This is a genomic window from Providencia sp. AGC89 (genome assembly GCF_053543535.1).
Genome location: NZ_JBIXLP010000071.1, coordinates 63,325 through 84,591 on the forward strand (window position 1 = coordinate 63,325; position 21,267 = coordinate 84,591).

Annotated in this window: 19 protein-coding genes; 6 read left to right on the forward strand and 13 right to left on the reverse strand. The window is 42.0% G+C overall.

Annotation, left to right across the window (positions count from 1 at the left end; translation table 11 throughout):
* Position 1: 1 nt before the first annotated feature.
* From phnT to phnR, 3 genes are all read right to left on the reverse strand, one after another.
* A complete protein-coding gene (gene phnT / locus ACIPUA_RS16060; protein WP_129466675.1) occupies positions 2–1,111 on the reverse strand; it encodes a 2-aminoethylphosphonate ABC transport system ATP-binding subunit PhnT in 1,110 nt (369 codons plus the stop codon).
* A gap of 6 nt (positions 1,112–1,117) precedes the next feature.
* Positions 1,118–2,131 (reverse strand): 2-aminoethylphosphonate ABC transporter substrate-binding protein, encoded by a 1,014-nt coding sequence (gene phnS, locus ACIPUA_RS16065; RefSeq protein WP_042845706.1) that lies wholly within the window; start codon positions 2,129–2,131, stop codon positions 1,118–1,120.
* Between the two features lie 122 nt (positions 2,132–2,253).
* The gene (gene phnR / locus ACIPUA_RS16070; RefSeq protein ID WP_042845704.1) at positions 2,254–2,973 is read right to left on the reverse strand and encodes a phosphonate utilization transcriptional regulator PhnR; all 720 of its coding nucleotides are present in this window, start codon (positions 2,971–2,973) and stop codon (positions 2,254–2,256) included.
* A 139-nt stretch (positions 2,974–3,112) separates the two neighbouring features.
* On the opposite strand from phnR, the gene phnW reads away from it, so the two are divergent.
* Together phnW and phnX are read left to right on the forward strand one after the other, a co-directional pair.
* Positions 3,113–4,216 carry a 2-aminoethylphosphonate--pyruvate transaminase gene (gene phnW, locus ACIPUA_RS16075; protein ID WP_042845703.1) on the forward strand — a complete coding sequence of 368 codons (1,104 nt, stop codon included), beginning with the start codon at positions 3,113–3,115 and terminating at the stop codon, positions 4,214–4,216.
* Between the two features lie 9 nt (positions 4,217–4,225).
* On the forward strand, positions 4,226–5,035 hold the full coding sequence (gene phnX / locus ACIPUA_RS16080; protein ID WP_042845701.1) for a phosphonoacetaldehyde hydrolase: 810 nt from the start codon (positions 4,226–4,228) through the stop codon (positions 5,033–5,035).
* Positions 5,036–5,089: 54 nt separating this feature from the next.
* Here phnX and argF read toward each other — a convergent pair whose 3' ends face one another.
* The gene (argF, locus tag ACIPUA_RS16085) at positions 5,090–6,115 is read right to left on the reverse strand and encodes an ornithine carbamoyltransferase (protein ID WP_048605881.1); all 1,026 of its coding nucleotides are present in this window, start codon (positions 6,113–6,115) and stop codon (positions 5,090–5,092) included.
* A gap of 162 nt (positions 6,116–6,277) precedes the next feature.
* Between argF and rraB the strand changes: the two genes are divergently transcribed.
* On the forward strand, positions 6,278–6,691 hold the full coding sequence (gene rraB, locus ACIPUA_RS16090) for a ribonuclease E inhibitor RraB (protein ID WP_042845698.1): 414 nt from the start codon (positions 6,278–6,280) through the stop codon (positions 6,689–6,691).
* Between the two features lie 227 nt (positions 6,692–6,918).
* Here rraB and ACIPUA_RS16095 read toward each other — a convergent pair whose 3' ends face one another.
* The 6 genes from ACIPUA_RS16095 to ACIPUA_RS16120 all read right to left on the reverse strand — a co-directional run bounded on the left by ACIPUA_RS16095 (position 6,919) and on the right by ACIPUA_RS16120 (position 15,084).
* On the reverse strand, positions 6,919–7,116 hold the full coding sequence (locus ACIPUA_RS16095) for a heavy-metal-associated domain-containing protein (RefSeq protein ID WP_034782721.1): 198 nt from the start codon (positions 7,114–7,116) through the stop codon (positions 6,919–6,921).
* A gap of 61 nt (positions 7,117–7,177) precedes the next feature.
* The gene (cueR, locus tag ACIPUA_RS16100; RefSeq protein ID WP_449059865.1) at positions 7,178–7,630 is read right to left on the reverse strand and encodes a Cu(I)-responsive transcriptional regulator; all 453 of its coding nucleotides are present in this window, start codon (positions 7,628–7,630) and stop codon (positions 7,178–7,180) included.
* A gap of 44 nt (positions 7,631–7,674) precedes the next feature.
* Positions 7,675–7,944, reverse strand: a complete 270-nt coding sequence (locus ACIPUA_RS16105) for a glutaredoxin family protein (protein ID WP_042845694.1) — start codon at positions 7,942–7,944, stop codon at positions 7,675–7,677.
* A 57-nt stretch (positions 7,945–8,001) separates the two neighbouring features.
* On the reverse strand, positions 8,002–10,506 hold the full coding sequence (locus ACIPUA_RS16110; RefSeq protein ID WP_042845693.1) for a heavy metal translocating P-type ATPase: 2,505 nt from the start codon (positions 10,504–10,506) through the stop codon (positions 8,002–8,004).
* A 205-nt stretch (positions 10,507–10,711) separates the two neighbouring features.
* Positions 10,712–13,852, reverse strand: a complete 3,141-nt coding sequence (locus ACIPUA_RS16115) for an efflux RND transporter permease subunit (RefSeq protein WP_042845692.1) — start codon at positions 13,850–13,852, stop codon at positions 10,712–10,714.
* Positions 13,852–15,084 carry an efflux RND transporter periplasmic adaptor subunit gene (locus ACIPUA_RS16120; RefSeq protein WP_048605884.1) on the reverse strand — a complete coding sequence of 411 codons (1,233 nt, stop codon included), beginning with the start codon at positions 15,082–15,084 and terminating at the stop codon, positions 13,852–13,854. The genes ACIPUA_RS16115 and ACIPUA_RS16120 overlap by 1 nt, the downstream gene beginning before the upstream one ends.
* A 283-nt stretch (positions 15,085–15,367) precedes the next feature.
* Between ACIPUA_RS16120 and ACIPUA_RS16125 the strand changes: the two genes are divergently transcribed.
* From ACIPUA_RS16125 to ACIPUA_RS16135, 3 genes are all read left to right on the forward strand, one after another.
* Positions 15,368–15,658: a YdgH/BhsA/McbA family protein gene (locus ACIPUA_RS16125; protein WP_226619061.1), complete on the forward strand. Its 291-nt coding sequence runs from the start codon at positions 15,368–15,370 to the stop codon at positions 15,656–15,658.
* 30 nt (positions 15,659–15,688) lie between these two features.
* Positions 15,689–16,042, forward strand: coding sequence for a helix-turn-helix domain-containing protein (locus ACIPUA_RS16130; protein ID WP_042845689.1), 354 nt, complete (start codon positions 15,689–15,691; stop codon positions 16,040–16,042).
* A 227-nt stretch (positions 16,043–16,269) separates the two neighbouring features.
* Positions 16,270–16,668 (forward strand): MerR family transcriptional regulator, encoded by a 399-nt coding sequence (locus ACIPUA_RS16135; protein WP_042845688.1) that lies wholly within the window; start codon positions 16,270–16,272, stop codon positions 16,666–16,668.
* Positions 16,669–16,711: 43 nt separating this feature from the next.
* On the opposite strand, the gene ACIPUA_RS16140 is transcribed toward ACIPUA_RS16135, so the two are convergent.
* From ACIPUA_RS16140 to ACIPUA_RS16150, 3 genes are all read right to left on the reverse strand, one after another.
* Entirely contained in the window at positions 16,712–17,206 is a 495-nt protein-coding gene (locus ACIPUA_RS16140) for a GNAT family N-acetyltransferase (RefSeq protein ID WP_042845687.1), read from the reverse strand.
* Between the two features lie 171 nt (positions 17,207–17,377).
* Positions 17,378–20,248: a valine--tRNA ligase gene (locus tag ACIPUA_RS16145; protein ID WP_449059868.1), complete on the reverse strand. Its 2,871-nt coding sequence runs from the start codon at positions 20,246–20,248 to the stop codon at positions 17,378–17,380.
* 36 nt (positions 20,249–20,284) lie between these two features.
* The gene (locus tag ACIPUA_RS16150; protein WP_034782118.1) at positions 20,285–20,734 is read right to left on the reverse strand and encodes a DNA polymerase III subunit chi; all 450 of its coding nucleotides are present in this window, start codon (positions 20,732–20,734) and stop codon (positions 20,285–20,287) included.
* Positions 20,735–21,267 lie beyond the last annotated feature (533 nt).

The following is a 21,267-nucleotide window of genomic DNA, read 5'->3' on the forward strand; positions in this document are numbered from 1 at the left end:
GTCATTCCTCAATCAATACGGTATCAGTAGGCGAAAACCATAAGGTGAGTTTATCGCCTACTTTGGGCTGTGAAGCTAAGTGCGTTACCGCAACACTGACTGTTTCGCCCGCAACATCACAGACTAAATGAGTCAAGTCCCCCTGCCAGCGAATTGATCGTAAAACAGCCTGCAATTGATTGCTCGTTTCGTTTCTTGGCGTTAGCGTAATATGTTGTGGGCGGATGCATACCCATTTATGTGTGCTTGCTCGCATACCGGGGGTATAAGCTTCCAGTAATGTACCACTACAGCTCACATTGACAATTGCTGGGTTGGCTGAAAAACCGAGGGCGGTAGCATTTAAAATATTGGCACGGCCTAAAAACTCAGCGGAAAAACGGTTTGGTGGGCGGTGATATAAGGCATTCTTTTCACCATGGGCGACGAGATAGCCCTCCTTCATGATACCAATTTTGTCGCCTAGGGCGAGGGCTTCTGTTTGGTCGTGGGTGACATAAAGAATAGTTAATTCAGGTAGTTCACGGTGTAAGCGTGCAATTTCTTCTACCATATTATGGCGAATCTGTGCATCAAGCGCAGAGAGAGGTTCATCGAGTAATAAAACGCGAGGACGTACCGCAATCGCTCTAGCAATCGCCACCCGCTGTTGTTGCCCTCCCGATAATTGATGAGGGTAGCGAGTCGCATAATCTGTCATCCCAACAATCTTCAAAGCCTCGGTGACCCGTTCATTGATCAAGACTTTAGGTTGTTTCTGGGCGCGTAATCCAAACGCTACGTTATCCTCCACCTTCATATGAGGAAAGAGTGCATAGTTTTGTACCACCATCCCAAGCCCGCGTTGATAGGGAGGGAGATGAGTGATATCGGTATCACCTAATAATATCCTTCCACTATCGGGTTGAGCAAACCCTGCAATAGCACGCAATACAGTGGTTTTTCCTGACCCTGATGGGCCAATTAGTACTAATATTTCTCCGGGGTCAATGGTTAGGCTTAACGGCTTAAGCACGACATTGTTATGATAGGAAACACGCAAGGACTCTAGTGTGATCCCTGAGTGTTCTGTTTGCTGCATTGCGGCAGTGAGTTTACGTTTCATTAGCATCACAAATTACTCACCATCAGTGACTTTTTGCCAACGTGAAATATCGCTGGAAAGTGAAACTTCGACTTCATCCCAATTTGGTTGCCATGTTTTAACACCTTCAAGCATTTTCACAGCTGTACGGTATTGTTCATCGGAAGGCGTGATATCGGAACGAACAGGCATTCCCCATGACAACTCACTCACACGGCTTTGTGATTGTTTATCTAACAAAAAGTTAATTAATTTTTTGCCATTTTCTGTTTCAGGCCCGTTTTGTACTAGGCCAACAACATAAGGCAAAACGAGCGCACTACGCTCCCCATTATCATCTTTTGGCCAGAAAATTTGTACATTTGGGTTGCGCGCCATTTGGGATAAATTCATTTGTAAATCGCCATTGGCAATATAAAGCTCACCTTTGTTAACTAGTGCGGTCAGTTTACCGGTAGAGGCGGATGGGCCTACGTTATTAGCTTGTAATTTACCGAGGTAATCAAACCCTGCATCTTTGCCATTAAAACTATGAAAAACTTGCAGCATGACAGCCGTACCGTCACCGGCTTGCCCTGGCGTAGAGTATTGCAGCTTATTTTTAAAACGCGGGTCGAGAAGAGAAGCCCAATTTTCTGGTGGTGATTTTAGTAACTTAGCATTATAGATAAAGGTTAAATAATTATTGACCAATGGCGTGTAATAGTGATTTGAAGTTGGAATACTGGCCGCAGCCTCTGGAGTAAATTTTGCTAACAGTTGAGTTTTAGCGGCGCGTTGGATAAACGGAGGAACAGTGATTAGCACATCGGCTTGTGGGTTGGTACGTTCTTTCGCTAAGCGTTCAACTATTGCACCAGAGCCACTTTCAACATATTGCACTTTGATGCCTGTTTGTTTGGTGAAAGCTGCAAATTGGTTTTTATACCAACTATTATTACCGTCATGTAGGCCATCAGCTGAGTAAACCGTGACAACATTATCGGCAAATACTGCTGTTGAACAAAAGGTTGCCATCAATAGGCAGGCTAAGTGAGTTTGTTTCATTGTCTTCTCCTGTTAAGGTAAAATGCACTCTGGTATATACCAGATTCTTTTACGCTAACGGGTTTATATGACAAAAAGATGAAACAGAGCTAAATAGTGAAAATATTTTACTGATGTTGGTTTTACAATGTATCGACTTCAATTCTCAGGCTGTCATGACGCCAATATTCCACATCGTAATCTAGAACTCTTCCGTATTGATCATAGTTCAAACGCTGCAGTAGTAATGCGGGACGACCCACCGCGACCCCGAGTGCATAAGCGGCTTGAGGAGGCATGGCTGTTGGGTAGAATGACAAGTGCATACTGGTATATATCAACCCGAAATGGGTTTCATATACCTCGGTTAAACTGCCATTGAGATCATGGCGTAGTAACTCGGGGACTCGGGCTGGTAGGCAATGATTTTCACAATAACAAACAGGCCTTTCATCGGCAAAGCGTAGGCGTGTGAGTAAGTATATTTGCTCGAAAGGTTGGAGCTGCAACGGACTCATGGCGTCAAGGGGGACAGTGACAACTCGGCCATCTAACAAGGTCGTTTTAGGCTGGCGGTTTTGCTCAAGGCAAAGTTTATGAAAATTAGTATTTTGTGTTGGGTCTAACCAAAGGCGTTCAGGAGTGACAAACCAGCCACGGCGTTCAGAACGATAAATTGCGCCGCTTGATTCTAATTGCGCCAAACTTTCACGGATAGTGACCCTCGTGGTACCAAAAATAGCACAAAGCTCGCGCTCAGAAGGGAGCTTATCGCCACTTTTTAGTTCCCCATTCTGAATTCTTTTTTGTAATTGAGCCTTAATTAGCAGGTACTGAGGCATTTCATCCGTTGATAATTTCATTGTTATTTCCGCTGATTATTTCTTCCACATTATACATAGTTATATGAATTTTTTGTTGCACGGGCACTTTTCCTTTGACCTTTTGATCTCCCTAAGACCATTATAATAGAAATCTGGTATAGACCAATAGGTGAATTGAATGACAACCAAAAATTATTTGCTGTTAACACCGGGTCCGCTAACTACCTCTAAAACGGTGAAGCAGGCCATGTTATTTGATAGTTGTACATGGGATGACGACTATAACTTAGAGGTAGTACAAAAGGTCCGCCAACAGCTAGTTGCCCTATCAACGGCGCAGTCAGGCTACTCATCGGTATTATTACAGGGCAGTGGCAGCTATGCGGTGGAAGCGGTTTTAGGAAGTGCGATACACCCAGAAGATAAATTATTGATTATCAGTAATGGTGCATACGGCGCACGGATGGCTGAAATGGCACAGCGTTTAGGGATTACACATCATCTCTATGATTGTGGTGAGGTGGTAAAGCCAGATATTGAATGGATAGAACAATTACTACAACAAGATAGCCAGATCACACACATTGCGATGGTACATTGTGAAACGACAACGGGGATTTTAAACCCGATAGAGCAAGTCGCCGCGCTAGCGAAGCAGTATCAAAAACGCTATATCGTTGATGCCATGAGTAGCTTTGGCGGTATCCCAATGGATATTGGGCAACTAAATATTGATTTCTTGATAAGTTCGGCAAACAAATGTATTCAAGGAGTACCGGGCTTTGCATTTGTGATAGCACGCACTGAAGCACTTGAAAATTGTAAGGGGCGCTCTCGTTCATTATCTCTAGATTTGTATGCCCAGTGGCGTTGTATGGAGGATTTCCATGGTAAATGGCGTTTTACCTCACCAACGCATACGGTATTAGCCTTTGCTCAGGCTCTTAAAGAGCTTGAAGCTGAAGGGGGGGTTACCGCTCGTTTCCAACGTTATCGGCAAAATCAGCGAAAACTAGTCGCAGGTATGCGAGCTCTCGGATTTAAAACATTATTAGATGATAGCAACCATTCACCGATTATCACCGCATTTTACTCACCAAGTTCAGTTAATTACCAATTTAAAGAGTTCTATCAGCGATTAAAATCGCAAGGTTTTGTTATTTACCCAGGTAAGGTGTCACAGAGTGATTGTTTCCGTATTGGAAACATTGGCGAAGTGTATGAAACAGATATTGACGCATTATTGTTAGCGATAGAAAAAGCCATTTACTGGAAACAATAAGGAAGAATTATGAACCGCATTCAGGCTGTTATTCTGGATTGGGCAGGTACTACGGTGGATTTTGGATCTTTTGCCCCCACACAAATTTTTATTGAAGCATTTAAGCGTGTGTTTGATATTGAGATCACCTTAGCACAAGCCCGTATTCCTATGGGGTTAGGTAAGTGGCAACATATTGAAGCACTTGGGAAATTACCTGAAATTGACACTTTATGGAAGGTGAAATTTGGGCGCTCAATGACCAGTGAAGATATCGATACAATCTATGCGGCATTTATGCCATTGCAGATTGCCAAAGTTGTCGACTTTGCAGCACCAATAGCTGGAGTTTCCGACACAATCACTACTTTACGCCAGCAAAATATTAAAATTGGTTCTTGTTCTGGTTACCCTCGCGCAGTAATGGAGAAATTAGTACCTGCAGCACAAAAACTCGGTTATCACCCTGATTACTGGGTCGCAAGTGATGATATCCCAGCGGGAGGGCGTCCGGGGCCTTGGATGGCATTGCAAAATGTGATTGAACTAGGCGTAGAAGCAGTATTTTCCTGTATAAAAGTTGATGACGCAGTGCCCGGTATTGAAGAAGGCCGCAATGCAGGAATGTGGAGTGTTGGGTTGTCTGTTTCAGGTAATGAATTTGGCAAAACATGGGAGGAGTACCAAAGTATGCCAGAAGAGGCAGTTAGCCAACTGAAACAGCAGGCGGCTGATAAACTTTTTGCCGCAGGAGCTCATTATGTTATTGATACTTTAAACGATTTACCTTCAGTTATCGATTCCATTAATCAGCGTTTAGCAAAAGGTGAGCGCCCTTAACGCTTGATTATGGCACCATCGGCATGATATTCGTGCCGATGGTGATTGCCAATCTTAGAAGATATTTACCGGTAGTTCAGGGGCTAATGTTGCGACCATTACGGCTTTGATAGTATGTAAGCGGTTTTCTGCTTGGTCAAAGACGATACTATAAGGGGATTCAAAGACTTCTTCCGTGACTTCTAGCCCACCATACATATTGAACTCTTTCGCTAGCTGAGCCCCAAGCGTGGTATCTTCATTATGGAAAGCGGGTAAGCAGTGCAGGAACTTCACATTCGGGTTGCCTGTAAGCTTAATCACATCCATATTCACTTGGTACGGCTTTAATAAATTAATACGCTGTGCCCAAGCCTCTTTGGCTTCTCCCATCGAGACCCAAACATCAGTATAGATAAAGTCAGCTCCTTTAACGCCTTCAGCCACATCTTCAGTGAGCGTAATTTTTGCACCTGTTTTTTTCGCTATCTCTTGGCAAGCATTGACCAGCTCTTCTTCCGGCCAGCAGCTTTTCGGGGCGACTAAACGCAAATCTAAACCTGTGAGAGCCGCAGCTTCTAACATCGAGTTGCCCATGTTATTGCGTGCATCGCCTAAATAGGCAAATTTAATTTCTGAGAATGGCGTATTTGGTCGGTGTTCTTGAATGGTCAGCAGATCGGCTAATAACTGTGTGGGATGGAATTCGTTGGTTAATCCATTCCATACAGGCACTCCCGAGTGCGCGGCTAATACTTCTACGGTTGATTGAGCAAATCCCCGATATTGAATGCCGTCGTACATCCGCCCTAGCACCCGTGCGGTATCTTTCATGGTTTCTTTATGACCGATTTGGCTACCCGAAGGCCCTAAATAGGTCACTCTAGCGCCTTGGTCGAACGCACCAACTTCGAATGCGCAACGTGTGCGAGTAGAGTCTTTTTCAAAAATGAGTGCAAAGTTTTTACCTGCGAGGAGAGGGTGTTCTGTACCGGCTTTTTTTTCTGATTTTAACCAAGCTGAGAGTTTTAACAGTGAATGAATTTCGCTAGATGTAAAATCAAGTAGCCTTAAAAAATGCTTGCTATATAAGGGGTTCATAAATTACGGCCTTTTTATGTTGAATTAATATTCAATTTATATCCATAAAAATTCAAAATCAACCCCAAGTGAAAAAGAAATTATTTTTAAATGTATGGTTTCACTGTCAACCCTATGGGAGAATGGGGCGAGACTAGCGATAATGGAACAAGGGGTGTGGATATGGTAGATAAAGCTGAACTCGATGCGCAGTATGAAGAAACTCGGTTAATTATCGAGGAACTGTTAGAAGATGGTAGCGATCCTGATGCATTGTATGCAATTGAGCATCATTTCTCTGCGGACAACTTTGCGTTATTAGAAAAAGCAGCAGTTGAAGCATTCAAGCTAGGTTATGAAGTGACGGATGCGGAAGAGTTAGAAATTGAAACAGGTGAAACGTTGATGTGTTGCGATGTGATCAGCGAAAGCGCATTAAACGCAGAACTTATTGACGCACAAGTTGAACAGCTAATGAAGCTGGCGGAAAAAATGGGTGTCAACTATGATGGTTGGGGCACTTATTTTGAAGACCCAGATGCAGAATATGATGACGAAGACGGTGATGATATCGAGCCCGAAGATCGCGTTCATTAATTCTAACATCTAAGACTGTGATAATGAGCCTGCCTTTGAAAAATGACCAAAAGCAGGCATTTTAAAATAAAATAGTTGAACTGGATGTACAAAAGGTTATTTCAACAAGGCGTTTGTTATTCATGCCCTTGAAGATTGACTAATATTCAATAACCTATTCGATTTTTCGCCAAACAAAATATGTTTGTCTGCAGTCTGAAATATATTAGCTATTACTCCCTACTAAATTATTTAGGATCTGCCGGGTATCCCGCGGTGCTGAGCGCTGTACGGAAAATACTTTCATCTATATGGCTGGTAATTAGCACTTTTTTTGTCGTTGGGTCCGTTTCTACCTGTGCATTAGCATCAATATCTAACACAATTTTGGTAATTGATTTAGCGCAGCCACCACAAGCCATTTTAGGTATTGTAAGGTTAATCATTTTCTAACTCCTATTATTAACATTTTGATAAATATACAGCTTTACCCTATTGGAAGGTCAATCAGTTTTTTACTGAATAATTTGCGAGTTGTCCTTTTTTAGTGACTGGAGTTTCAAGGTATTCGGCTGGATTCACTAAGTTTTCAATGATAGGGCAGTCAGGATCACTATTACCGTGGCAATGTTTTGTCAGTACTTCGAGAGTATTTGCGATACTTTGTAGATCATTAATTTTTCTTTTTAATTCATGAAGATGAGTAAGTGCCATATTTTTAACATCAGCACTAGCACGTTCTCTATTGCGCCATAAGCATAGTAGAACTGAAATCTGTTCAGTCGGGAAACCTAGGGCTCGGGCGCGACGAATGAGGTTTAGGCTATCAATATCTGTTTGACTATAATAGCGATACCCTGCATTAGTCCGTTTTGCTTTAGGGATTAACCCAGTCTGCTCATAATAGCGGATCATTTTTGCTGAGATGCCAGAAAGTTTAGCGGCTTGACCGATATTCATAATCTTATCTCCTCAATAGAATAGGTATTTTAGAAATAAAATACCTAGCTATTTTCTTTAGGTAGTTTGAGTGCTGCTAATATGTTTGGTTTTTGCGATGAAAAAGTACCGTAAAAAATATGTTCCCCAATGATGATAATGGGAGCAACACGTACACCTGTTCGAGCTTTAGCTTCAGCCATAATTTTGGGGTCGGTAAGGTCTCGTTCTTCAAAAGAGAGCTGTTCTTTAGCTAACCAATCCTTAAGTTGTTGACAGTCAGGGCAAGTTGGCGTGGTGTAAATCAATATTTGTTCTTTTGATGAGAGTGTCATAGCTAACTCCTTTCTACGAGTAAAGCCAGACTTTATAAAGTCTGGCGATTAAGTCCTTTATTGAGTTTGAGCCATACTATCTTTCATAGGGGCTTGGAAGCGTTTTAGACGTAAGGCATTACCTAATACGAATACGCTAGAAAGTGCCATTGCGGCGGCTGCTAAAATAGGTGAAAGCAAAGTTCCGTTAATTGGGTATAGCAAGCCTGCGGCTACTGGGATCAATAGCGCATTGTAAGCGAATGCCCAGAACAGATTCTGTTTTATGTTACGAATAGTTGCTTGGCTTAATGCAATGGCATCAACAACACCGCGTAGATCTCCTGACATCAATACGACATCTGCGGCTTCAATAGCGACATCTGTTCCTGTACCAATTGCTAATCCAACATCTGCTTCGGCTAATGCTGGGGCATCGTTGATACCATCACCAACAAATGCGACTTTATTACCATTGTTACGGAACTGTTTTAGGGCTGAAACTTTACCATCTGGCAATACTTCTGCGGCAACTTCATCAATCCCAAGCTGTTTAGCGATAGCTGCGGCAGTCGCTGCATTATCACCAGTGATCATGGCAACTTTTAAACCTAAAGCGTGTAACGCGTTAATAGCCTCTGGTGTTGTTTCTTTAATGGGATCAGCTACGGCGATAATTGCAGCTAAGCGACCATCAATAGCTGCGTACAATGGGCTTTTTCCTTGCTCTCCTAGTCGTAGCGCAGATTGCTGGAAGTGACTGACATCTAATCCGAGTTGTTTCATAAAGCGATCGGCGCCAACAGAGACTGCTCGACCATCTACTCTGGCTGAAATACCAAATCCTGGGACAGCTTCAAATTCTTCAATTGCCGCAAATGTCAGACCTTTTTCGTTTGCTGCGTTGACAATTGCTTCCGCAATCGGATGTTCAGAACGGGTTTCAATTGCAGCGACCAAGGATAAAACTTCATCATATTCAAAGCCATCTGCAGGGACTAGGTCAGTGAGCTCTGGACGTCCTTTTGTTAATGTCCCCGTCTTATCAAGAGCAACTACAGTGACATCGCGTAGAGCTTGCAATGCTTCGCCTTTGCGGAATAGAACACCTAATTCAGCCGCTCTTCCTGTTCCAACCATGATAGATGTCGGTGTTGCGAGGCCCATTGCACATGGACATGCGATAATGAGTACAGCAACAGCATTAATTAATGCGAAGGTCAGGGCTGGGTCTGGGCCAAATATTAGCCAAATAAAGAATGTGATCACGGCACCTGTCATAACGGCAGGTACAAACCACATCGTGACTTTATCAACTAACGCTTGAATAGGTAATTTTGACCCTTGTGCCTCTTCAACTAAACGAATTATCTGGGCTAATACAGTGTTTGAACCAATTTTAGTGACGCGAAAACTAAACGCGCCTGTTTTATTTATTGTGCCGCCAACAACTTCAGAACCTACTTCTTTAGATACAGGAACAGGTTCTCCTGTGATCATGCTTTCATCAACATAGGAAGCGCCTTCGATGACTTCACCATCTACAGGGATTTTTTCACCAGGGCGAACGAAAACAATATCATCCGTTATAACTTGATCCAGAGGGATCTCAATCATTTTTCCATCGCGTTCTACACGAGCCGTTTTAGCTTGTAACCCTACAAGGCGTTTAATCGCTTGGGAGGTTTTTCCTTTCGCTCGCGCTTCTAATGTGCGACCAAGTAGAATTAACGTTACGATAACGACAGCTGCTTCAAAATACACATTTGCGGTGCCAGCTGGGAGAACTTGGGGGATAAACGTTGCTACTACTGAATACCCATAAGCCGCGGCAGTACCTACAGCAACAAGTGAGTTCATATCAGGCGCAGCGCGTAATAGTGCTGGAACTCCTTTTTGGAAAAAGCGCAAACCAGGACCAAACAAAACAAGGGTTGCTAATATAAATTGGATATACCAATTGAGTTGCTGCCCAAGGTTTTCTGATACCCAGTGGTGAATACCTGGAATAAAGTGTGAACCCATTTCAATAATAAATACTGGTAAGGTAAATATAGCCGCAGTGAACAACGCACGACGTAGAGAGCGCTCTTCATTTTCACGGCGCTCATTGGCTTGGTCATTTGCATTGGTCGTTGTATCTGATAAACGGCGAGGTTTATAGCCAGCTTGAACAATGGCTTCTTCCAAAGTGGCGATAGTGACCACTTCAGATAAATGGCGAATACGGGCGCGTTCTGTTGCTAAGTTAACATTCGCTTCAATTACACCCGGTATTTGTAATAATGCTTTTTCAACGCGACCGACACACGATGCGCAGGTCATCTCTTCGATCGCCAGTTCGGTTGTTTCTTCCCGCACTTTATAACCTGAGCTTTCTATCGCGCGGATTGCTACGTCTGGATCAACATCACCTTTAAAGGTGATATCAGCACGTTCTGTTGCTAAATTCACCACAGCCGTATCAATATTTGTAACCGCTTTTAATGCCTTTTCAACACGACCAACGCAGGATGCACAGGTCATGCCTTCTACTGGCAAGCTCAGTCTATTGACTGAGGTATTAGAGATATTTGTTGTCATGGACCTACCCTCTTGAATGTCTTTATTGAGTAAAGACTAACGTTTACCTTAAGGGTAAGGTCAAGTGCTATTTTTTAATTTTTATTTATATTAATGATAATTTCCTTTATTTTTTTGTTTTATAATGAATTTTATTTGGTGATTAAATAGAAAGCTCACCAAACTACTTGTGCTTAGTGAGCTTCCTTATCGGATAAAATATACGTTATGTTGATTTCTTGGACGTTAATCTCCGTATCGTCATATAAAATACAGGGGTTAGCAATAAGCCGAAGAAGGTGACGCCTAACATGCCGAAAAATACTGCGATCCCCACTGCTTGTCTCATTTCAGAGCCTGCTCCAGTGGCTAGTACCAGTGGAATAACTCCAGCAATAAAGGCGAAAGATGTCATCAAAATAGGGCGCAATCTTAGGTGCGAAGCCTCCAATACAGCGGTTAGTGGATCTTTTTCTTGCTTCTCTTGCACTATTGCGAATTCAACAATCAAGATAGCATTCTTCGCCGCAAGACCGACCAGTACAATAAAGGCAATTTGTGTGAAAATATTATTATCCCCGCCGAGCAACCAGACTCCCGTAATTGCTGACAGTAGTGCCATTGGGGCTATTAGTAATACTGAGAATGGTAACGACCAACTGTTATATTGGGCAGCTAATATTAAGAAGGCAAATAGTACTGCTAATGGGAAAATATAGAGAGCAGAATTACCCGCTAATTGTTCTTGGTAAGTTAAATCTGTCCATTCAAAATCCATTCCTTCAGGTAAGGTATCACGTAAGATTTTCTCCATTGCGTTAGTTGCTTGACCAGAGGTATAGCCTGGAGCTGCATTGCCAGTAATATCAACGGAAGGATAGCCGTTATAATGGATCACGCGGTCTGGGCCATTTGTACGAGTAATAGTCACTAATGCACTTAAAGGGATCATTTCGCCATGTTTATTACGCACTTTGATCAGTTCAATATCTTTTGGGTCCATTCTAAATGGAGTATCAGCTTGAACAACAACACGATAGGTACGACCGAAGCGATTGAAGTCATTGACGTAGAGAGAACCTAAATTGATTTGTAAAGCATCGAAGATATCGGTCAGTGTTATTCCTTGAGACTTGGTTTTCTCACGGTCAATATCTACATCTATTTGTGGGGAATTAGTCTGAAAACTAGCCATCATTCCTGTTAACTCGGGTGATTGCATCGCTTTCATAAGGATTTGTTCTTGCACTTGTGCTAATGCATCAAAACCTAGGTCAGCCCTATCTTCGATTTGTACTTTAAAACCCCCCATTGAACCAAGTCCAGGCACAGGAGGTGGAGGAAATATACCAACAAATCCGTCAGGTATCTGGCTGAATTTGCCCATTAAGCGCTCTGCAATCGCATTTGCAGACAAGGAGGGGTCAGTGCGCTCATCAAAAGGCTTGAGCATGGCAAACATGAGGGCAGAGTTAGGCAAATTAACAGGCCCATTCACTGAGAGGCCAGGGAAAGCCACTACATTTTCAACTCCTGGTTCCATCAATGCAAGGCGTGACATTTCTTTGACAACGGCTTCTGTTCTATCGAGAGATGAACCGGATGGTAATTGAGCAACGCCAATCAAATAGTATTTATCTTGTGCGGGAACAAAACCATTAGGCACTACTTTGAAGCCTAATGCGGTTAGCCCAACAAACCCCAGATATAGCACTAGAACAATTAAGCTTCCTCGAATACAACGGCGTACGATTAGAACGTATTTGTTAGATAATGTATTGAAAAAAATATTAAATTTTGTAAAGAAACGACCAAATATTGCATTGATAATACGAGTAAGCCAATCTAACTTTGTATTTTTATCATGGGATTTGAGCAAAATCGCGCTAAGGGCAGGGGATAACGTTAGCGAGTTAATTGCTGAAATAATTGTCGAAATAACAATGGTTAATGAAAACTGACGATAAAATTCTCCTTGTAGGCCAGACAAAAATGCGGTGGGAATAAAAACGGCGGCTAGAACTGAGGTAATCGCAAGGATTGGGCCTGTAACCTCCTCCATTGCCTTAAATGCGGCTTCTTTTGGGGCTAAGCCCTCTGAAATATGCCTTTCAACGTTTTCGACGACGACAATAGCATCATCGACAACTATTCCTATTGAGATAACTAAACCAAATAAAGATAACGTATTTAGAGAAAAACCAAACAGGTACATAAAGGCAAATGTGCCGATTAAGGATACTGGTACAGCGACTAATGGAATAATAGAAGCACGCCAACTTTGTAAAAACAAAACAACAACCAGGACAACTAATATGGTGGCTTCAAGCAGTGTGATGGCGACAGATTTTAAAGAAGCACTGACAAATATGGTTGGGTCATAGGCGATTTTATAATCGATTCCTTCGATAAAGTTAGCTTGTAAACGCGCCATAGTTTCTCTGACTGATTCGGCAACCTCTAATGCATTTGCCCCTGGGCTCATCACAATTTGTAGCCCGACTGCATTTTGCCCATTCAGCAAACTACGAAGTGAATAATTATCGGCACCTAGCTCTAGCCTAGCGACATCTTTTAAATAGGTGGCTTGTCCATCTTCTCCTGAGTGAATAATAATATTGCCAAATTGTTCTTCAGTTGTGAGTCGTCCAAGGGCGTTTATACTAACTTGAAATGATGATGTTGCATTCGGTTGTTGCCCAATAGAGCCTGTAGCAACTTGGACATTTTGTTCTCGAATAGCGGCAACGACATCATTTGCGGTTAGCCCTAATGAGGCTATTTTTGTTGGGTCAATCCATGCTCGCATCGCATATTCACCTTCACCCCATACTAATGCGCTTGCCACTCCAGGTAGTCTTGCGATTTCATCACGGACATTGAGTAATGCATAGTTAGAAACAAACAGAGGTTCGTAGACATTATTAGGCGAATACATATGGACAACCATTAGTACGTCCGGTGAAGTTTTCTCTGTGGTAACGCCAATTTGCTGAACTTCTTGGGGTAAACGGGGAATAACGCGTGATACTAAGTTTTGTACTTGGATCTGCGCGATATCGGGGTCAACATCTTGTCTAAACGAGATTGTGAGCACCATTTTTCCATCGGTTGACATCTGTGAGCTCATATAGAGCATGCCCTCGACGCCATTTACTGCTTGCTCAATGGGGGAGGCAACGGTGTCTGCAATCACTTTTGGGGTGGCACCAGGATAACTCGCAATAACTTGAACTGTCGGCGGTGTTACCGATGGATATTCGCTTAGGGGAAGCTTATAAAAGCTTAATACCCCAGCTATCACTATAAATATTGATAAAACCATAGCGAAAATAGGGCGCTGTATAAAGAAATGAGGAAACTTCATTATTGTTTCTCCTCGACTTCATTGACGGTCAGATGTTTGTTGTTCGTGGTTGACTGAGTTGCTTCTGCTGCTAATGAGGGATGCATAGGAATAGGATTAGGCATGACTTCCATACCCGGTCTAATAAGGCCTTTAATAATAATTTTCTCACCAGCAGTTAAACCGTGATTAATGACTCGGAGGCCGCCAATCATGGCGCCTAGTTCCACAGGGCGATATTCTGCCTTATTATTTTTATCTAGAACGAGGACGTAGTTCTGCCCTTGATTAGAAGCAATCGCTTGGTCATCAATTAAAATTGAAGGTGTTTTTTCTCCTATAGGCAGTTGTGCACGAATAAACGTACCGGGTATCAATTTGCCATCTTTATTGGCGATAACCGCTCTGACTTTTACTGTGCCAGTCGTTCTCTCGATTTGATTGCCAATAAAATTAAGGGTGCCAGTATATTGCGTATGTTTTTCATTTGGTAACCGTATGGTCACTGGAGGTAAAGCTGTCGCGCTATTTTTTATTGTTGACGGCTGTAAACTTGTTAGTTTATGAAAGGTAGTTTCATCAATATCAAAGTAAGCATATATTGGGTCAATGGAAACAATCGTGGTTAAGCGAGTCGCCTCATTCGTATCCCCACCAGTCACTAAATTACCTTCAGTAATAAATGCTCTATCAACTCGACCCGCAATCGGTGAACGGATTTGGGTATAAGATAAATTTAATTTAGCGGACTCTACGGCTGCTTTGGCGGATTTTACTTGCGCATTATTAGCCGAAAGTATAGAAAGGGCATCGTCATAGTCTTTACGGGAAATCGCCCCTTTATTGACTAATCCTTTGAGGCGCTGGTAATTTCGCTGAGCTTGTATGGCTAAAGCTTCTGCTTGGCTTAATTTTCCTTCTGCATCAAGTAGTGCTATTTGAAAGGGTCGCGGATCTATATGAAAGAGTAAATCCCCTTTTTCAACCAGTTTCCCCTCTGGAATTTCTATCGAATTAATGCGTCCACCAACCCGAGGGCGTAAATCCACGATTTTGGGAGACGCTAAATAGCCTGTAAATTCAGAGGAAGGGACAATTTCTTGTTGAATAACTTCTGCTACAGGCACTTTGGGAAGTATGGTGGAACTTGCTGTTTCTGATTTGTTATCATTATTTGCGTCTTGAGCAATAACTAGACCACTTATGCCCATAGCTACAACAAATGTAGCGTATATCCCGATTTTTATTTTCATAATAAACCTTACCTAATTAATTGATCTCATTGTTAGCTTAAAACTTGAATAAGAAATATTTGGGCAGGGTAAAGGTTACAGTAGTTGTAAGGTCAACTGTTTTAATTTAATAAGGCTTTAATAGGATATTAAAAATCGAAAAGGAACCTTTAATTAATTCAATTATGATTAATTGACTAAAATATACTGTGAAAAAATAGAAATAAGCTATTGACCTTGTATCTACTTTAAGGTTTTTAATAATAATCATTAATTTAAATACATACTTAAATAAGGGTTAATGATGAAGAAGATGATAGTTTTATTAGCGTTAAGTTTATTTAGTTACCAGGGTTTGGCTTCCGGTAATAAGGTTAACTTTCAGCCGGTATCAAATAAAATAATTGAAAATAATTCCTCAACAGAACCTCACAGAAAAATATTAGTAACAAAGACTTTTGTTGGTGATGCTAGTTTGTCATCAATTGAAATGCAGGCTCAGCAAGAAGCTAAAAAGTTAGGAGCGAGCCGCTATAAAATTGTTGGCGCAAGCGGTGAAAATCAACTTCGAGGACATGTCACATTTTATCAGTAAAGCCATTCGGTTTTATTAAGGAGATGAGCGATGAGTCATCAAACCATTAGAGAAAATGTAATACAAGATATTCTTTTGTGGATCGATATGAATGTAGATAAACCACTACAGATAGCGGAAATCTCTGATAGAGCAGGATATTCAAAGTGGTATTTCCAACGTATTTTTAAAAATACGGTTGGTGTGAGTTTAGGACAATATCTTTTAATCAGCCGCTTGTTAAGGGTATCAACAGATTTGAAAGAAACCAATGATAAAATCATTGATATCGCTTTCAGGTATGGATTTGATGGTCAGCAAGGGCTAACACGAGCATTTAAGCGAGAATTGAAAGTGACCCCTGCTAAATATAGGAGAGAAACAATGCTAAGATATCATGCATAGTTTAGTGAATAGGTTTTAGAAGAAGGAATAGAATTAGCTAGTCATCTGGCTAATTCTATATACCAAAAGAACCAAAAAATACGATACTAATAAATTTAATTATATATTTTAATAATATAGTGGACAAATGAAAAAAAATATGTTTTTTTCTTGACATTACAATGATGGTAAGGATTAGTATTATTGAAAGTTTACAATGGGCTGTATCCGTTTTTAGGTGGTCAATAATGAAAATAGGTGAATTATCAAAACTATTCAACATTCCAAGGGAGACTATACGTTTCTATGAAAAAGAGGGGTTAATTATTCCTCCTAATAGAAATGATAATAACTATCGAAGCTATAGTGAAAATCACATTGAGAGACTAAGGTTTATTAAAAACTGCCGTAGTCTTAATATGTCTCATCGCGAAATAAAAAAACTATTAGACTTAGTGGATAATAATAGTAATGATTGCCAATTAGTTGAATCTGTTATTAATACGCATTTAATTAATGTGAGAGAAAATATTGAAAAATTAATTAACTTAGAGAAGGAACTAATTATTTTACAAGAACATAGTGATGAAATAGGTTCTCGATATAAATGTGGGATCATAAAAAATCTATTATCTAAAGAATATTAGATAAATAAGGATAGCATATTGACTACCCTTATAAGCTTTATAATTACAACGCTTTTAACATACGAATTTCACAGTCGCTATGGCCTGTATTACCTAAAGGGGCATCAATAAATTCAAAACCTAACTTTTCGTATAGCTTAATTGCGGCTTGTAAGTCTTTGGTGGTTTCTAAATAGCAACGGGTATAACCTTGTTGTTTCGCAAACTCCAGTGACATCTGCACAATTTTTTTGGCTAAGCCTTTGCCACGTAATACGGAAGATAAATACATTTTCTGTAATTCCGCTGTTTCGTTATCGCCGCCTGCCAGTTGTGAAACACCGCCGCCACCGACAATTTCCCCATCCATTTCTACCACCCAATAAGCGCTACGGGGTTTGTTGTATACCTCAAATAAGGTATCTAAGATGGGGTCTGCAACGGCAAATCCTTTATCTGCAGTTAAACCATGTTCAGCAGAAACTTCACGGATCACCGCGGCAATCCCTGCATTATCTTGTTGTTCAATAAGTCGAACGTTATAGTTTTGTGTTGTCATGTGAAACTCTTGATTATTATTGTGTACAACTCAGTGTAGAGAGAACCAGAAGGGAACTTCAATCTGAGAACTGCGAACGCAGTCGTTTGATGATACTCGAATTATTCAGCAAGAAAAAGCCCTTATTAGTAAACCAATAAGGGCTTTCAAGTCGGCTAAATTAATGAACCGTTATAAAGAGGCAATTGTCACTTTTTGCGCTTCAATTTTCGCTTTCGCTTCAATATTAGCGGTTAAACGCTCACGCTCTTTTTCCACTACCGCAGCAGGTGCACGGCTTACAAAACCTTCATTTGCTAGTTTGTTTTCAATGGTTTCGATCTCTTTAACCACCTTTTCCAGCTCTTTATCTAAACGAGCCAGTTCGGCGTCTTTGTCTACTAGACCCGCCATTGGGATCAGTAACTCAGCACCACCAACTAATTTGGTGACAGATATAGGCGCTTCTTCACCTTCAGTTAATACTGAGATGCTTTCTAAGCGAGCCATTGACTTGATAAAGTTCTGGTTTTCATCGACACGACGTTTCGCATCGGCAGAAGCACCACGCAGCATTACATCGAGCGGTTTACCTGGGGAAATATTCATTTCAGCACGAATATTACGCACGGCGATAATCGCTTCTTTGATCCACTCAAGGTCACTCAGCGCGAGTTGATCCACTTTAGCCGCATCGAACTCAGGGAACGCTTGTAGCATGATAGTATCAGCGTCGATACCTTTCACTACTTTGACGCGTTGCCAGATGGTTTCAGTGATAAACGGAATGATAGGATGCGCAAGGCGCAGTAAGCCTTCTAATACCTCAATTAAAGTGAAACGAGCCGCACGAACTTGTGCTTCGTTACCTTTATGAACCGCAGGTTTAGACAGCTCTAAATACCAGTCACAGAACTCGTTCCATGTGAAATCATACAGAATACCCGCTGCGATATCGTAACGGTGAGTGTCTAACGCATCGCGGTAAGCTTTCACTGTCTGATTAAATTGTGCCATGATCCAGCGGTCAGCGAGTGAAAAGCTCATCTCTCCGCCGTTTTGGCCGCAATCTTGACCTTCCGTGTTCATCAACACGAAACGGCTCGCATTCCAGAGTTTATTACAGAAGTTACGGTAACCAGACAGGCGTTTCATATCCCAGTTGATATCACGACCTGTTGACGCTAATGCCGCTAAAGTAAAGCGCAGTGCATCGGTTCCGTGGGCTTCAATTCCTTCTGGATACTCTTTACGGGTGCGTTTAGCGATCTTTTCAGCCAATTGTGGCTGCATCATGTTGCCTGTGCGTTTTTCGAGTAAATCTTCCAGAGAAATACCGTCAATCATATCCAGTGGGTCAATAACGTTCCCTTTGGATTTCGACATTTTTTGGCCTTCTTCATCGCGGATCAGGCCTGTCATGTAAACAGTTTTAAATGGAACTTGTGGCTCGCCATTTTCATCTTTAATGAAATGCATGGTCATCATGATCATTCGGGCGATCCAGAAGAAAATAATATCAAACCCACTGACTAATACATCGGTTGGATGGAAAGTTTTCAGTGCATCTGTATTTTCTGGCCAGCCGAGGGTGGAGAATGTCCACAAGCCGGAAGAGAACCAAGTATCTAGAACGTCATCATCTTGACGTAGTGCGATATCTGCCCCTAAGTTGTTTTCACGGCGAACTTCGTCTTCGTCACGACCTACGTAGACGTTGCCTTTTTCGTCATACCACGCGGGGATGCGGTGACCCCACCACAATTGGCGAGAAATACACCAATCTTGGATATCACGCATCCACGAGAAATACATGTTTTCGTATTGGCGAGGAACGAACTGAATACGACCGTCTTCGACAGCTTTGATGGCATCACGGGCTAAAGGCTCAGTACGTACATACCATTGGTCAGTTAGCATTGGCTCAATAACGACACCACCACGATCGCCATAAGGGACGGTGAGGTCATGAGGTTTCACCTCAACGAGTAGGCCTAATTGCTCAAACTCTGCCACAATAGCTTTACGTGCTGCAAAGCGCTCCATGCCACGGTATGCTTCAGGCATGGAGCTGCTATAAGCGGTTGATGGGTTACCGTTAGTATCGAAAACTTCAGCTTCGCTACGTACGTTACCATCTAAATCCATCATGTTAATCATCGTTAACTGATGGCGCTTACCGACTTCGTAGTCATTAAAGTCATGAGCTGGGGTGATTTTCACGCAGCCCGTGCCTTTTTCCATATCGGCGTGCTCGTCACCAACAATAGGAATACGGCGGTTAACAATTGGTAGAATAATTTCTTTACCAATCAAATCTTTATAGCGAGTATCTTCTGGGTTAACAGCAACGCCAGTATCTCCCAACATGGTTTCAGGACGTGTAGTAGCAACGACTAAATAGTCTTTGCCTTCGGCGGTTTTTGCCCCGTCAGCTAATGGGTAACGCAGGTGCCACATAGAACCTTTAACTTCACGGTTTTCAACTTCTAAATCAGAAATTGCGGTGTGCAGTTTTGGGTCCCAGTTAACAAGGCGCTTACCACGGTAAATTAAGTTTTCTTTGTAGAGACGAACGAAAGCTTCTTTAACAGCTTTAGATAAGCCTTCATCCATGGTGAAGCGTTCGCGTTCCCAATCAACAGAGTCGCCTAAACGACGCATTTGTTGAGAAATAGTGCCGCCAGATTCTGCTTTCCATTCCCAAATTTTGTCAATAAACGCATCACGGCCGTAATCGTGACGGTTTTTGCCTTCTTCTGCCGCAATTTTACGCTCAACGACCATTTGAGTCGCGATACCTGCGTGGTCAGTACCTGTTTGCCATAAGGTATTTTTACCTTGCATACGTTGGTAACGGATCATGGTATCCATGATGGTTTGTTGGAAGGCATGCCCCATATGCAGGCTACCAGTGACGTTCGGTGGTGGAATGACGACACAGAAGCTATCTTGGGTGGTATCCCCATTAGGTTTGAAATAACCGCTTTTCTCCCAGTGAGCATACAGTGATTGCTCAATTTCTGCGGGGTTATAGGTTTTATCGAGCGAAGGCTCATTCATTGGGCTATCTGGTTTCTTTTCCATTATCTTTTGTATTCAGTAAGTTGGCGGCGCCGCCATAGTCAAATTGAAGCCGACGCTACGGTATATTTTGTACCGCTCACGCGCCAACTGTTTTAAAGTTTCATCAATAGGTACGAAGTCTATCACTTCATGGAAAGCCGTGGCAAAATCTGCGAACTGATTTTGTAAATTAATCAGTATATCACGTGGCGTATTTCCCCGTTTGGCAGGCCAACAAATTTCAATAGGCGCACCATAACGAGGGCCTTCACCCGCTAAATTATGGGGAACAAACTGATGTGGGTCACGCTGCCACAAGGTTTCATCTATTTTTTCTGCCTGTTGCTGCGTTTCGCAAGCAATCAGAACTCGCTTCCCATTACGCCACAATTGAGCAGCAAGCTCGCAAGCTAGCCATTCATGGGCTTCAAGATCAGGAAGCGGTGAGGCTTGTGTTAGTTGGTAAAATGTACCTTTTTTCATATACCCATTATACCCGTCATACTTCAGTTTGTAGGGGTGTTGGCTACGCTCTTTTGCCTTAGTCACATACTTATGTATGCTCCTAAGGTCTCAGTCGCTTGCCGCCTACCTACAAACTGAATTATCTAGGGTATAGCTTAAATCGCTACCCTTCAATTTGCAGGGGTGTTAGCTATGTTTTTCTCCTTAGTCACCTACTTAGGTATGCTCCTAAGGTCTCAGTCGCTTGCCGCCTACCTACAAACTGAATTATCTAGGGTATAGCTTAAATCGCTACCCTTCAATTTGCAGGGGTGTTGGCTACGCTCTTTCGCCTTAGTCACATACTTATGTATGCTCCTAAGGTCTCAGTCGCTTGCCGCCTACCTACAAACTGAATTATCTAGGGTATAGCTTAAATCGCTACCCTTCAATTTGCAGTGGTGTTAGCTATGTTTTTCGCCTTAGTCACATACTTAGGTATGCTCCTAAGGTCTCAGTCGCTTGCCGCCTACCTACAAACTGAATTATCTAGGGTATAGCTTAAATCGCTA